Source organism: Aeromonas australiensis (assembly GCF_000819725.1).
GTDB lineage: Bacteria > Pseudomonadota > Gammaproteobacteria > Enterobacterales > Aeromonadaceae > Aeromonas > Aeromonas australiensis.
Genome location: NZ_CDDH01000004.1, coordinates 21,300 through 34,962, shown reverse-complemented (window position 1 = coordinate 34,962; position 13,663 = coordinate 21,300). Strand labels below are relative to the sequence as shown.

Genomic DNA, 13,663 nt, shown 5'->3' with positions numbered 1-13,663 from the left:
TGACATGATGCGATGATTATTATGTCAACAGCGTGAATATTTCACTCAGCCCCATCAATTGAAGGCGATAGCCACTAACTCTGTGGCACCCTGACCCCTTTATCGAGATAGAGGCTGCTGTAGTGGGCGCGGTGGGTGACAAACATCACCTGATGGCGGCTGCCGTCGGAGAGGATAAGGAAATCGCCCGCCTGGGCAGGGCTTTGCAAGGAGACCTCCTGCTCGGGGGCGGTCAGGCGATCGACATCTTTCTTGAAGGTGAGGGTGTAAGAGTACATATGGCGCTCCACTGCTGGCTCATATCAAACACTCCGTTGAAGGTAGTTGCTGGCATAGGCGCGCGCGGCGCCCGATTGGCGCTGTTAGACCAAATATCAGCGATGAGAATGAGCGTAGCTTCAGTCGGGTTGTTTTGCTGAGGTGCGCTTGAGGTGTTTACATCAAGGCCATTGGTATCAAAACGATGGTAAAGGAGCGAAAAGGGGGATGAAAAAACCGCCAGCTGGCGGTTTCTCTTATGCGTTGGGCCCTACTTCAGGGCCTTCTTCAGCTTCTTGATCTTGCCTTCATGCTTGGCAATTTTCTCAAGACGGGCGGCGATCTTCTTCTTGATCTCTTTCTTGCTTGCTTTGGCCATCGGTGGCGCTCCTTTGCAGTGGGGACACATGAGGTGTCAGGGTGGGTCTTTCCTTTGACGTCTCAGAGTGCCACAGGGCTACCTGGTAGACCAGCACTCTGTTGCTGTGATAGTCCGTCGCTATGTCGGCAAGGGGCGGAGCCAGCGCAGCAGTTGCTGGCCAACCTGCGGGCTGGTGAGCAGGGCCATATGGCTGGTGCGATAGACAATCAGGGTATGGGCGGGAAGAAAGGCCAGCTGGTGGCGCGCCTCCCTGTGCTGGCCGAGGGCACTACGAAGCGGCACCAGTCCATCGCCAATCAGCCGGTCGGCCAGCAGGTTGCGCTTGGCGGCTGTGGTGGCGGCAATGGCATAGCAGTTGACGCCGCAGGGGAGGGGAAGCGGCTCGCGGGGATCCTGTGAGGGGACGGCGGGATCCGGCCGTGCAACGGCATCGGTCACCTTGCCGTGGCGCAGATCCTTGATGCCTGCACTGCGCAGCCGTGCCAGCTTGACGAAGGGCTCGCTGTAGGCGGTGGCGGGCAGCAGCTGCTCCAGCCAGTGTCCGGCGTGTTCGAGCGGTGCGCCGTGGTGTGGCGTGCCAAGAAAGATCAGATTGGCAAGGCGTGCAGGCCAGCTGAGCCCGGCCTCGCTGGCATGGTGGCAGGCGCTGCGTGCAACCAGCCCCCCCATGCTATAGCCCATTATCGTGATCTCTTTGAGCTCTCCCGGCCAGTGGGCGAGCAGCTGCTCCAGCAACAGGGCAAGTTGCTGCCCGTTTTGTGCGATGGGCAGGCCCGAGTTGTAGCGCAGGTAAAGAGGCAGATAGCCAAGGGCGGCGGCAACTTGCTCCCCGTGATTGACCGGCTTGCCTTGATGCTCGGTCTGCCACTGCAGATCGTTCATGCACAGGCCATGGATCATCAGCAGCACCCGTCCCTCGCGGGGGAGATCCTTTGGCATCGCCTGCCAATCGAGGAGCTGGCCCTGATAGCGCAGGGTCATGGGGGTGGCGAGAGCATTGTGGTGCTCGACCAGCTTGTCCCCCAACACGCCGTTGAGCGTGGCGATCAGGGCCGCACGTTTCGGGGTTTCGGGGATCTGGTGGGGCGGCGGTGTGGCTGGCAGCCGGCTGAGCAGATGGTTGATGCCGCAGCCCAGGGTGTTGGCGGCGCCATGCACCCCCTTGTAGACCAGCCCGGTGATCCCGGCGGTTTTTCCCTCATCCCGCCCCTTGATCCCCATACCGCTGAGCACTGCCTGATGTACCGCTTCGGTGAGCTGCACTACGGCGGGTAGCGCCAGGGTCAGCAGGTGTGCCAGCTCGCGGATATCTGACAGATGCCAGGAGGAGGGGGGTGACTTTTCTGTGGTGTCGGTCATGGGAACGCCTTGTGTAAAGAGGGTTGCCAACGGATCGGCCTGATATCAACCAGCTTGCGCGGTTTGGCGCCGGTTTACCAGTGTCGGTGCCGGCCAGGGTGAAACTGATGGTACCCTGTGCGAAGCTGGTCACGGTAACAAGGAAGAAAATCGCTTCTACTGCGTTATAGAAAGTGATGAGGAGAAGATCGAAGGATGTCGTTGTTTGATGCAGTGCGGGTACAGGAGCTGTGTGCACGGTTGCTCGATAGCCAGAGCGGGAAAGGCTGCTCCCTGGAGAGCAGGCATGGTCGCGAGTTGAAGGATCTGTTGCAGGCAGTTGGCGGGCTTAGGCCGGTTGGCCGTGGTGCGCTATATGCACTGACCGACACAGGCCGAGCTTATCTGGCTGGACAGTTAGCGCAGGTCGTTCCCCCCGAACCGGACAAGCGTGAAGATCTGCGAAGCTTGGGGGTGAGTTTGCCAACTTGCCTCAATCAGGCCAGCTTTTATGCCCTTTGGCATGGGGACAGCAAGCATCCTCGGTCAGCATCCTTTGCAGCGCCTCAGCTTGCGGAGTTGACGCTTATGCAGGATGAGGTGCTGCGCATCCGCACCCTCGAGCCGCTCTTGCTGGTCGGTCGGCAGGGTCAACTGCACGATATGACGGCAATGATGACGTTGCTGGGGGAGTTGGCGTTGCCGGAGCGGGCTCTGGGCACGCTGGCGGCCATCGGCTGGCAAGGGGAGCGGGTCATTACGGTGGAGAACAAGGGGGCTTTTGTCGACTACCCGCTGCAACCGGGGCAGCTACTGCTCTTTGCTCCTGGTCGCAATACCACCCTGGCCAAACGGCTGATCCCGCTGTTGCCTGCAAGCGTGCAGTGGGCCCATTTTGGCGATCTCGATCAGCGGGGTATCGATATTGCCATCGAGCTGGCGCGCGAGCTAAATCGACCGGCCATGCTCTGGCTCCCCTGTGAGTTGCAACCTTATCTGGATCACTACGCCCGTCCGGTACGCACCTTTGCGACGAACAGTGGCAAGGTGCCCTGGCGTGTGACGAAGCAGGCTGATCAGGTCGATGGTCATGACTCGCCGGCAGGAGTGCCCTGGCTCGATAAACTGATCACAGACGGGACTTGGCTGGAACAAGAGGTGTTGATCCTGGCTGCGCGCTGGCAGTGTTGGCCATTGGCCGCTGTGGGCAGTTAAATCCAACAGGGGCATTATCATAATGATAACGGCAGCCCCGCTGATATCATTTCAGCCCCTGAAACCGGCCTTTGATGATAATTCTCACTGATGCCGGGATATCGCCTCTGATTATTATCATTCGGCTATTTTATCGCTTGGTCGCCCCATCCCTCCTTTTATGGAATACATCGCTGAAATAGCCGCTAATTTTGTGGGGGACGTCACACACTTTTTCCTTTTATTAATATCTGCCTGCATTTTATTGGTTTGGCATGGTTATTGATTGCTTCATGTCGACGCTAACCGACGCGCTCACCCACAACCGGGATACTGGTGACATCGTGAGTGAAAGGGGAGCTATCCATATCTCATCCAATGATTGGGGCGAACGATGAAAGCAGTTAACGAATTAATCAAAGAGATCAGGGCACTCAAATCCAACCTGCATGAAAAAGATTTTCTGCTGACCTGGGAGCAAACCCCTCAGGAGCTGGAGCTGGTATTGAAACTGGCTGAATCACTCAAGACACTACGCGCCGAAAATATCTGCACCAAACTGTTTAACAGCGGGCTCGGTATCTCGGTTTTCCGCGATAACTCCACCCGAACCCGCTTCTCTTATGCCTCTGCATTGAACCTGCTCGGTCTGGCCCAGCAGGATCTGGATGAGGGCAAATCCCAGATCGCCCACGGTGAGACCGTCCGTGAAACCGCCAACATGATCTCCTTCTGCGCCGATGCCATCGGGATCCGTGACGACATGTTCCTCGGTGCCGGTAATGCCTATATGCGCGAAGTGGGGGCTGCACTGGACGAAGGGTTCGAGAAGGGGGTGCTGCCCCAGCGTCCGGCACTGGTCAACCTGCAGTGCGACATTGATCACCCGACCCAGTCGATGGCTGATCTCGCCTGGTTGCAGGAGCACTTCGGCAGCCTGGAGAGCCTCAAGGGCAAGAAGATTGCGATGACCTGGGCTTACTCCCCGAGCTACGGCAAGCCGCTCTCCGTGCCCCAGGGCATCATAGGTCTGATGACCCGTTTTGGCATGGACGTAACCCTGGCCCATCCGCAAGGGTATGATCTGATCCCGGACGTGATCGACGTGGCCAAGGAGAATGCCAAGGCCTCCGGCGGCAGCTTCCGTCAGGTCACCTCAATGGAAGAGGCGTTCAAGGATGCAGATATCGTCTATCCCAAGTCCTGGGCCCCCTACAAGGTGATGGAGCAGCGCACCGAGCTGCTGCGTGCCAATGACCACGCCGGCCTCAAAGAGCTGGAGAAACATTGCCTTGAGCAGAACGCCAAGCACAAGGATTGGCACTGCACCGAGGAGATGATGAAGCTCACCAAGGGTGGCGAGGCGCTCTATATGCACTGCCTGCCCGCCGATATTTCCGGTGTCTCCTGCAAGGAAGGGGAAGTAACCGAGGGGGTATTCGAGAAATACCGTATCGCCACTTACAAAGAGGCGAGCTGGAAGCCCTATATTATCGCCGCCATGATCATGGCCCGTAAATTCTCTGCCCCGGCAGAAACCCTGGAGAATCTGATTAAAGAGGCGCAAAAGCGGGTGAAATAAATAACGGCAGGGCAGGATGAATATTCACCCTGCCCACACTGTCTAACCCATTATTTCGAGTTTTCTCCCCGTGGTATCTGAATAACGGATCTCCCGGCGAGGCAGCTCTTTCTCAGGTAACGTCTAGTGAGGTAAGCATGTCCCAATTTTCGCTGAAGATGGATATTGCCGATAACCGCTTTTTTACCGCCGAGCCATCACCGCTGTTTTCTCGCGCCGAAGCACAAAAGGCTCGCGCTTTTCATAAAAAACTGGCCGGTTATAAGCCGACCCCATTGTGCGACCTGAAAGATCTGGCCGCCTATATCGGGGTGAAAAATATATTGGTCAAAGACGAGTCAAAGCGTTTTGGTCTCAACGCCTTCAAGATGCTGGGTGGCGTCTATGCCATCGCCAACCTGCTCTGTGAAAAGTACGGGGTGGCCATCGAGGACTTCTCCTTCGAGCTCATCAAACGCACCATCAAGGAGCCGATGACCTTCGCCACCACCACGGATGGCAACCACGGTCGCGGTGTCGCCTGGGCCGCCAAGCAGGTGGGCCAGCATGCGGTGGTCTACATGCCCAAGGGCTCGGCCCGGGAGCGGGTGGACCACATTCTCAATCTCGGTGCCGAGTGCATCGTCACCGACATGAACTACGACGACACCGTGCGCCTGACCATGAAGATGGCCGAAGAGCGCGGTTGGCACATAGTGCAGGACACCGCCTGGGAGGGTTACACCAAGATCCCGACCTGGATCATGCAGGGTTACTCCACCCTGGCCGACGAAGCGGTCGAGCAGATGCAGGATATGGGCATCAAGCAGCCGACCCACGTGCTGCTGCAGGCCGGGGTCGGGGCACTGGCGGGCGGGGTGCTCGGTTATCTGGTGGACTGCTTCGGGGCGAAAAACCTGCACAGTATCGTGGTCGAACCGGATCAGGCTGACTGCATCTACCGCTCCGGTGTGGCGGGGGAGATGGTCAACGTGGGGGGCGATATGGGCACCATCATGGCCGGTCTCGCCTGCGGTGAGCCCAACCCCCTCGGCTGGCCGCTGCTCAAGAGCTGCACCACCCAGTTTATCTCCTGCCACGACAAGGTGTCGGCGCTGGGTATGCGGGTGCTCGGCAACCCCCTTGGCAATGACCCCCGCATCATCTCCGGTGAGTCCGGCTCGGTCGGCACCGGCGTGCTGGCGGCGGTGCGTCACCACCCGGATCGCGCCGCGCTGATGGCGCGTCTGGGGCTGGATAGCAACTCGGTGGTACTCATCATCAACACCGAAGGGGACACCGATGTGACCCACTACCGGGAAGTGGTGTGGGAAGGCAAACATCCTGCCTGCGAGTAATTTCGGCTGCGAGTCACTCCCTGCAAGAGCAGAGAGACGAATTGAAGAACTGATCGCGCCTCGCCAACGGGGCGCGGTAACGGGCACAGGGCGCTGCCGACGAACAGGCCGCGCATTCTCGAATGTTTGGAGAATCACAATGAGCAAGCACATTCCGTTTGAAATGGTGTTGGAGAAGGCCTACCAGTACAAGGCCGAGATGAGTCAGTTCCTGCGCGATATGATCGCCATCCCGAGCGAGAGCTGCGATGAAGAGCGCGTGGTGCTGCGCATCAAGCAGGAGATGGAGAAGGTTGGTTTTGACAAGGTCGAGATCGACCCCATGGGCAACGTGCTGGGCTATATCGGCCATGGCCCGCACCTGATCGCCATGGATGCTCATATCGATACCGTCGGTGTCGGCAACCGCGCCAACTGGACCTTCGACCCCTATGAGGGGATGGAAGATCACGAGATCATCGGTGGTCGCGGTGCATCCGATCAGGAAGGGGGCATGGCCTCCATGGTTTACGCGGGCAAGATCATCAAGGATCTGGGGCTGGAAGATCACTACACCCTGCTGGTGACCGGTACCGTGCAGGAGGAGGATTGCGACGGTCTTTGCTGGCAGTACATCATCGAGCAGAGCAAGATCCGTCCCGAGTTCGTGGTCAGTACCGAACCCACCGACTGCCAGATCTACCGTGGCCAGCGCGGCCGCATGGAGATCCGCGTGGAAGTGCAGGGGGTGAGCTGCCACGGCTCCGCACCGGAGCGCGGTGACAACGCCATCTTCAAGATGGGCCCGATCCTCGGCGAATTGCAGGAGCTGAGCCACAACCTCGGCCATGACGACTTCCTCGGCAAGGGCACCCTGACCGTCTCCGAGATCTTCTTCACCTCCCCAAGCCGCTGCGCCGTGGCGGACAGCTGCGCCGTCTCCATCGACCGCCGCCTCACCTGGGGCGAGACCTGGCAAGGTGCGCTGGACGAGATCCGCGCCCTGCCAGCGGTGCAAGCCGCCGGTGCCGAGGTCTCCATGTATCAGTACGACCGTCCGGCCTATACCGGTCTGGTCTATCCGACCGAGTGCTACTTCCCGACCTGGAAGGTGGAAGAGGATCACATCACCGTCAAAACCCTCTCCAAGGCTTATCGCGAGCTGTTCAACAAGGAGCCGGTGGTGGACAAGTGGACCTTCTCGACCAACGGGGTCTCCATCATGGGGCGCCACGGTATTCCGGTGATCGGTTTTGGTCCGGGTAAAGAGCCGGAAGCCCACGCACCGAACGAGAAGACCTGGAAGGAGCATCTGGTCAAGTGCGCCGCCATGTACGCCGTGATCCCCATGCTCTATCTGGCCGAGCTGGACAAGTAAGGGGTCAGCCGGGTGGTGACTATCATCACTGCCCGGCTGTTGCAAATGTGGCAAGTGCCCCGTCTGTGTTGAGGCGGGGCCTTGCTGTTTGAAGGCAAAATGCATGCGAGGTGGTGGGGATGAAACGGCTGATCAAAAACGGCGTGCTGGTCGATGCGCAGGGGGAATATCGTCAGGATCTGCTGATCGAGAACGGGGTGATCCGCGCGCACGCCGCCGATATCCAGCCCGATGGCGAAATCGGGGTGATCGATGCCAGCGGCTGCTACGTGATGCCGGGTGGCATCGACGTTCACACCCACTTCAACATCGATGTGGGGATTGCCCGCAGTTGCGATGACTTTTTCAGCGGTACCCGTGCCGCCGCTTGTGGTGGTACGACTTCCATCATCGATCACATGGGATTTGGCCCGGCGGGGTGCAATCTGCATCACCAGCTGGCCCGCTATCACGACTACGCCGCCACACAGGCGGTGATCGATTACAGCTTTCACGGCGTGATCCAGCATGTGGATGACGCCATCCTCAATGAAATGGCCGCCATGGTGCAGGAGGAGGGGATCAGCAGCTTCAAGCTCTATCTCACCTACCAGTACAAGCTCGGCGATCACGATGTGTTGCGCGCGCTGGCCCGCCTCAACGAGGTGGGGGCACTGGCCACCGTCCATCCCGAGAACGATGCTGCCATCGCGGCGCGCCGGTCGGCCCTGCTGGCCGCTGGCCATCATGAGCCCTGGTTTCACCCGCAAAGCCGCCCGCTGGAGTGCGAGGCGGAGGCCATCGCCCGGATGATCAATCTGGCGGGGCTGGCGGGCAATGCGCCGCTCTATATCGTTCACCTCTCCAACGGCTTGGGGCTGGAGTATCTGAAACTGGCGCGCCGTCAGGGGCAACCGGTCTGGGTGGAGACCTGCCCGCAATATCTGCTGCTCGATGAGCAGTGTTATTACAAGGAGAACGGGGTCGACTATCTGCTGAGTCCGCCGCTGCGCTCGCGCCGCGAGCAGGACAAGCTGTGGGTCGGTATCGCTGCGGGTGACATCGACACGGTGGCGACCGATCACTGCAACTTCTCCCACGCCCAGCGCATGACCCTCTCGGGGGGCGATTTCAGCCGCTGTCCCAACGGCTTGCCCGGGGTCGAAAACCGGATGCTGCTGCTCTTTGCCCACGGGGTGTTGGGCGGGCGTATCTCGCCATCACGCTTTGTAGCTCTCACCAGCGCCAATCCGGCGCGCCTGTTTGGCCTCTGGCCGCGCAAGGGCAACCTGCAACCGGGGTCTGACGCCGATCTGGTGATCATGGATCCCCGCGGTGACACCCTGATTTCCCATCAACAGTTGCACGACAACGGTGACTACAGCCCCTACGAGGGGATGCGCTGCCCCGGCCGGATCAGAATGACTCTGAGCCGTGGCGAGATAGTCGCCCGCGATGGCGAGTTTCTGGGGCGGCGTGGTCATGGCCGCTTTCTGGCCAGAGCGCCCTTTGATCCGGCCTTGGCGCCGGATCTGTGCTCGCCTTGCCCCTTGGTGGCAGGCTGACAATTCGTTCGAAACAGGCAGATCAGCAAGGGTATGTGAACAACGAAAGGTGAGCCGGCATTGCGCCGGCTTGTCCCCTCACTGGAGAGAACAAGATGAAACAGAGAATCGTACTGGCCCTTGGTGGCAATGCGCTGGGCAACAACCTGCCCGAGCAGATGAAGGCGGTGCAGAGCACGGCGGGCACCATTGCCGACCTGATCGCTCAGGGGCATGAAGTGGTGGTGACCCACGGCAACGGCCCGCAGGTGGGGATGATCCAGCAGGCGTTCGAGGTGGCGGCCCGCCACGACCCCAAGGCGCCCCATCTGCCCATGTCGGTCTGCGTGGCCCTGAGTCAGGGTTATATCGGTTATGACCTGCAAAACGCCCTGCGCGAGGCCTTGCTGGCGCGTGGTATTCACAAGCCGGTTGCCACTTTGGTGACCCAGGTGGAGGTGGATAAAAACGATCCCGCCTTCCTCGACCCGAGCAAACCCATTGGCGGTTTCTTCAGCAAGGAGGAGGCCGAAGCATTGATGGCCAAGGGCGAGCGGCTCAAAGAGGATGCCGGCCGCGGCTATCGCCGGGTGGTGGCATCTCCCAAACCCATCGATATCATCGAGAAAGAGACCGTCTCTGCCATGCTGGCCGCCGGTCAGGTGGTGATCACCGTCGGTGGCGGCGGCATTCCGGTGCTGCGGGAGGGCAATCACCTGCGCGGTGCCAGCGCGGTGATCGACAAGGATTGGGCCAGTGCCAGGCTGGCGGAGCTCATCGATGCCGACATGCTGATCATCCTTACCGCGGTGGAGAAGGTCGCCATCAACTTCGGCAAGCCCGAGGTGCAGTGGCTCGATACCCTGAGCGTGGCCGATGCCAACAGCTTTATCGCCCAGGGGCAGTTTGCCAAAGGCTCCATGCTGCCCAAGGTGGAGGCGGCGCTCTCGTTCGCCACCTCCATGGCGGGGCGCAAATCCCTGATCACCCTGCTGGAGAAGGCCGCCGATGGCATTGCCGGCAAGACCGGCACCCTGATAAGCCAGTAGGAGCGAGCAAGGTTGTAACCTGGGGGCCGTTGGCCCCCTTTCTGTTGGTTGGTGCAGGGGGTTGGCAGAGGGATGCATGGGCCGGCCAGCTCTTATCTGCGGTGGGCAGGGGGACGGCAGAGGAGTAAGATGGCGCCCCGAATGGCGGACGCACCGGCCGCAGCAACAAGGCAACACAATGAATAGCAAGTTGAACATGGCGGCGCTGGGGGGATTGGTCCTGCTCACCGCCATCTGGAGTTACAGCTGGATCGTGATGAAGCAGGTGATGCTCTACGCGGGGGCGTTCGAGTTCACCGCCCTGCGCTGCCTGTGCGGATCCCTGGTGTTGCTGCTGGTGCAGTGCCTGCGCGGGCGCCGTTATCTCAAACCCACCCCGTTTCGCTATACCCTCGCCATCGCCCTGTTCCAGACCTGCGGCATGGTGGGGTTGGCTCAGTGGGCGCTCATCAGCGGCGGGGCGGGCAAGGTGGCCATTCTGAGTTACACCATGCCGTTCTGGGTGGTGAGCTTCGCGGCGCTCTTTCTCGGCGAGCGGATGCGCAAGCTGCACTATCTGGCGGTTGGAGCGGCGGCCTGCGGGCTGCTGCTGGTGATCCAGCCCTGGTTGCTGCATCATGAATCCCTCAAGAGCGCCCTCTTGGCAATCCTCTCCGGTATCTGCTGGGGGATCAGCGCCATCATCGCCAAGCGGATGTATGCCCGCCACCCCGGGGTGGATCTGATGTCCCTCACCACCTGGCAGATGATCTACGCCACCTTGGTGATGGCGCTGGTGGCCGCGCTGGTGCCTGAGCGTCCCATCGACTGGCAACCCTATGTGATGGGGGCGCTGGCTTATAGCGCTATTTTTGCCACCGCCATCGCCTGGAGTCTCTGGCTGTTTGTGCTGAAAAAGTTGTCTGCGGGGATTGCCAGCCTCAGCACCCTGGCGGTGCCGGTAACCGGCGTGCTGCTCTCCTGGTGGCTGCTGGGAGAAAACCCGGGGCCGGTGGAGGGGAGCGGTATCGCCCTTATCGTGCTGGCGCTGTTGGTGATTAGCCGCAAGGGCAAACGCTCCGTGGTGTCGGTGGCGGGGGAGACTCGCATCAAGCACGGCTGAGCCGATTGCCAGCTAAGAGATAAAAAGGGCCCGCCATCATGGCGGGCCCTTCTGGTTTTAAGAACACTCTCTTATCTGCGCTGGGCCAGATGCATCATGGCCTCCAGCACGGCGCCGCCAATGGCGCGAGCCTTGTCCGATACCGTAGTTGCATCGGCCCGCTCGCCTCTGGGGTCGATGTCACCGATCTTGAAGCCGACGGTGACCTCAATGCCATCGCTGAGCAGCCCCCGCACCATGCCAGAGAGCGGCGCGATAATGGGGGCGTCCCCCAGATGGGCGATCACGTCCCCCTCCTGCACCAGATCGCCGAGCTTGATCAGGCTCTTCATCACCCCGGCGACGGGGGCACGCACCACCCGGCGGGCGGAGTGCCCCTCGATCACCCCGGGAATGCCGGTATTGGGCTGGGCAGGGCCCTGATAGATGACCCGCCCCAGATGGTGGCCGCGATTGGTCTCAATGACCGCATCGCAGTCGCGTCCCGCTTCAAACCCCGGTCCAAGGGCCACCGTGATGGGGGCCATCTCCCTGTGGGTGCCGAGATTCTGCTTGGCGAGAATGGCATCCACCAGATAGCGGGGCTTGAGTTCGGCGAGGGTGGCGCAGTCGGGGTCAACCAGCAGCGGAATGACGCCCCGATCCAGCTGCTCGAACGCCTGCTCGACGCTCTCGACCCGCTTGGCTCGCACCCCTTCGACACTGGTTTCACCGTCGAACATCCCCTGGGCGAAGGCGACGGTGCGGCGGATCACCGTGGGCTTGTCGAGATCCAGCATCACCACCTTGAAGCCGGCATGGTAGAGGCGCAGCGCCACCCCGGTGGCGATATCACCGGAGCCACGCATCACCACCAGCTGATCCCGCTTGAGGCGCACATCATCCTGCATCAGGCCACCCGCTTTACCGTTTTTTACCTGCAGCAGCTCGGCGAGGATGCTGATGGCGATCTCCTCGGGGGTCTCGGCACCTATGTTGTAGCCGATGGGGGCGTGCAGCCGCTGCAGTTGGGCCTGACTCACCCCTTGCTGGCGCAGGGCCTGGGTGAAGGTCTGTACCTTGCGTTTGCTGGCGAGCAGCCCCAGATAGGCGAGGGGACGGCTGATGAGCCGATCCAGCGCCTCCTTGTCCTGATGGTTGGTGGCGATGATGACGAAGTTGGCGGGCTCGATGGCCAGCGCCTCAATCACCGTGCCGATGGTATCGGCCTGTTTGAGGTGAGTGCCGGTTGGGAAGTGATCGGGGTTGAGGCTCCCTTCAAAACAGTCGCCCACATGGATATCAAAACCCAGCGGTGCGGCGGCATGGGCCAGCGCCCGGTTGACGTGACCGGCGCCGATCAGTACCAGACGGGGGCGCAGGCCATAGACATCGATATAGACCGACATGGCGCCGCCACAATCCGACCCGACCGCATGTTCGCCGTTGCGCGCCATCCGGCCGTGGAAGATGCGCGACTTGCGCTCGGCAATGGCGGCCATCGCTTCTTCTATCACCAGCCGCTCTATCATGCCGCCGCCGATGGTGCCGAGGATCCGGCCATCGGCCATCACCAGCATCTGGGCCTGATGGCGCGGGGTGGAGCCCCGGCTCTCGATGATCTGGGCCATGGCAAAGGGGGTGTTCTCCTGTTCCAGTCGGGCTGCGTGTGCAAACAGATTCATAAGGTACCTCTTGTTATCCTTAAACCATCATGGGCGAGGCGGCTGTGCCCCATCCTGAGCGAAGTCACCGAGTGCGTGGCGAATGGGCTGTGGCTCGCGAACCGCCCCCTGCCAGATGGCATGGATCTCGGGGTGGCGGCTATGCAGCTTTATCAATTCATCGAGCCACGACGCCTCATTTTGATAATCCCCATTGATAAACCAGATCCGGCGCGCCCTGGCCGGGGTGCCCTTGAACAGCCCCTCGGGGTGAGAGAGCAGCTGGTGAAACAGCGCCCAGTCGAGGGGGTCACCGGCCTCTATCCCGCACAGGGTCTGAAGCTCTGCCCAGCGGTGGATCTGCTGCGGGTCGGCCTTGGCCCCCACCATGGCGCCGCCCGTCAGGGCGATCACCCAGTCACTCTGGTGTGGAATACAAGGTTCGTGCAAAGCGGGCACTTTCAATAACTTGTGATTGGCACCATCCGCTTCGACCAGGATGAGATCGAAGCGCTGCTGCCCCTTGATGAGATCAACCTGCTGGGGCGTGGGGCCCGCCACCTTGCCGCTGGCCTGGTCGATATGGCTGAACAGGGCGACCAGGGTCGGTTTATCGGGCAGTTGCTGGCAGCGGGTCAGCTGGCGGACGGGATCGGCTTCAATAATCAATTCCCGATAGTGTGACGGGGTAGGCAGAAACATCCGGGTGGTGGTGGTAATTAGCACCCTTTTACCCTGTTGATAAAAATATTCCGCCAACCAGAACAGGGTGCTGGTTTTGCCACCGGCCCCGCAGAGGCTAATTAAGGTGGTATGGCTATCAATATTTTTGGTGAGCGGGTTTAATAGCAGTTCTATATCTGGAAATGTGACAGCAACAACCTGTGGTAGCGACATA

Annotated in this window: 11 protein-coding genes; 7 read left to right on the top strand and 4 right to left on the bottom strand. The window is 60.5% G+C overall.

Annotated features, from left to right (window positions below):
- Positions 1 to 74: 74 nt before the first annotated feature.
- The gene (locus BN1117_RS01120) at positions 75 to 278 is read right to left on the bottom strand and encodes a hypothetical protein (protein ID WP_040094212.1); all 204 of its coding nucleotides are present in this window, start codon (positions 276 to 278) and stop codon (positions 75 to 77) included.
- Positions 279 to 757: 479 nt separating this feature from the next.
- Positions 758 to 1,999 carry a lipase family alpha/beta hydrolase gene (locus BN1117_RS01115; RefSeq protein WP_040094210.1) on the bottom strand — a complete coding sequence of 414 codons (1,242 nt, stop codon included), beginning with the start codon at positions 1,997 to 1,999 and terminating at the stop codon, positions 758 to 760.
- A 195-nt stretch (positions 2,000 to 2,194) separates the two neighbouring features.
- Between BN1117_RS01115 and BN1117_RS01110 the strand changes: the two genes are divergently transcribed.
- From BN1117_RS01110 to BN1117_RS01080, 7 genes are all read left to right on the top strand, one after another.
- The gene (locus BN1117_RS01110) at positions 2,195 to 3,193 is read left to right on the top strand and encodes a Wadjet anti-phage system protein JetD domain-containing protein (RefSeq protein ID WP_040094208.1); all 999 of its coding nucleotides are present in this window, start codon (positions 2,195 to 2,197) and stop codon (positions 3,191 to 3,193) included.
- A 373-nt stretch (positions 3,194 to 3,566) separates the two neighbouring features.
- Positions 3,567 to 4,754 (top strand): knotted carbamoyltransferase YgeW, encoded by a 1,188-nt coding sequence (gene ygeW / locus BN1117_RS01105; RefSeq protein ID WP_040094206.1) that lies wholly within the window; start codon positions 3,567 to 3,569, stop codon positions 4,752 to 4,754.
- A gap of 137 nt (positions 4,755 to 4,891) precedes the next feature.
- Positions 4,892 to 6,091: a diaminopropionate ammonia-lyase gene (gene dpaL / locus BN1117_RS01100; RefSeq protein WP_040094203.1), complete on the top strand. Its 1,200-nt coding sequence runs from the start codon at positions 4,892 to 4,894 to the stop codon at positions 6,089 to 6,091.
- A 139-nt stretch (positions 6,092 to 6,230) separates the two neighbouring features.
- Entirely contained in the window at positions 6,231 to 7,448 is a 1,218-nt protein-coding gene (locus BN1117_RS01095; RefSeq protein WP_040094202.1) for a YgeY family selenium metabolism-linked hydrolase, read from the top strand.
- Between the two features lie 119 nt (positions 7,449 to 7,567).
- Complete coding sequence (gene hydA, locus BN1117_RS01090) at positions 7,568 to 8,992, top strand: dihydropyrimidinase (protein WP_040094200.1); 1,425 nt, start codon at positions 7,568 to 7,570, stop codon at positions 8,990 to 8,992.
- Between the two features lie 95 nt (positions 8,993 to 9,087).
- A complete protein-coding gene (gene arcC / locus BN1117_RS01085; RefSeq protein ID WP_040094198.1) occupies positions 9,088 to 10,020 on the top strand; it encodes a carbamate kinase in 933 nt (310 codons plus the stop codon).
- A 178-nt stretch (positions 10,021 to 10,198) separates the two neighbouring features.
- Positions 10,199 to 11,122, top strand: coding sequence for a DMT family transporter (locus BN1117_RS01080; protein ID WP_040094196.1), 924 nt, complete (start codon positions 10,199 to 10,201; stop codon positions 11,120 to 11,122).
- A 71-nt stretch (positions 11,123 to 11,193) separates the two neighbouring features.
- Here BN1117_RS01080 and yqeB read toward each other — a convergent pair whose 3' ends face one another.
- Positions 11,194 to 12,786 carry a selenium-dependent molybdenum cofactor biosynthesis protein YqeB gene (gene yqeB, locus BN1117_RS01075; protein WP_040094194.1) on the bottom strand — a complete coding sequence of 531 codons (1,593 nt, stop codon included), beginning with the start codon at positions 12,784 to 12,786 and terminating at the stop codon, positions 11,194 to 11,196.
- 27 nt (positions 12,787 to 12,813) lie between these two features.
- Positions 12,814 to 13,662, bottom strand: a complete 849-nt coding sequence (gene yqeC, locus BN1117_RS01070) for a selenium cofactor biosynthesis protein YqeC (protein ID WP_040094193.1) — start codon at positions 13,660 to 13,662, stop codon at positions 12,814 to 12,816.
- Position 13,663 lies beyond the last annotated feature (1 nt).

Excerpts from the sequence above, each read along its gene's own strand:
- BN1117_RS01120 (WP_040094212.1), bottom strand. The coding sequence starts at position 278 with ATGTACTCTTACACCCTCACCTTCAAGAAAGATGTCGATCGCCTGACC.
- BN1117_RS01115 (WP_040094210.1), bottom strand. The coding sequence starts at position 1,999 with ATGACCGACACCACAGAAAAGTCACCCCCCTCCTCCTGGCATCTGTCA.
- BN1117_RS01110 (WP_040094208.1), top strand. The coding sequence starts at position 2,195 with ATGTCGTTGTTTGATGCAGTGCGGGTACAGGAGCTGTGTGCACGGTTG.
- ygeW (WP_040094206.1), top strand. The coding sequence starts at position 3,567 with ATGAAAGCAGTTAACGAATTAATCAAAGAGATCAGGGCACTCAAATCC.
- dpaL (WP_040094203.1), top strand. The coding sequence starts at position 4,892 with ATGTCCCAATTTTCGCTGAAGATGGATATTGCCGATAACCGCTTTTTT.
- BN1117_RS01095 (WP_040094202.1), top strand. The coding sequence starts at position 6,231 with ATGAGCAAGCACATTCCGTTTGAAATGGTGTTGGAGAAGGCCTACCAG.
- hydA (WP_040094200.1), top strand. The coding sequence starts at position 7,568 with ATGAAACGGCTGATCAAAAACGGCGTGCTGGTCGATGCGCAGGGGGAA.
- arcC (WP_040094198.1), top strand. The coding sequence starts at position 9,088 with ATGAAACAGAGAATCGTACTGGCCCTTGGTGGCAATGCGCTGGGCAAC.
- BN1117_RS01080 (WP_040094196.1), top strand. The coding sequence starts at position 10,199 with ATGAATAGCAAGTTGAACATGGCGGCGCTGGGGGGATTGGTCCTGCTC.
- yqeB (WP_040094194.1), bottom strand. The coding sequence starts at position 12,786 with ATGAATCTGTTTGCACACGCAGCCCGACTGGAACAGGAGAACACCCCC.
- yqeC (WP_040094193.1), bottom strand. The coding sequence starts at position 13,662 with ATGTCGCTACCACAGGTTGTTGCTGTCACATTTCCAGATATAGAACTG.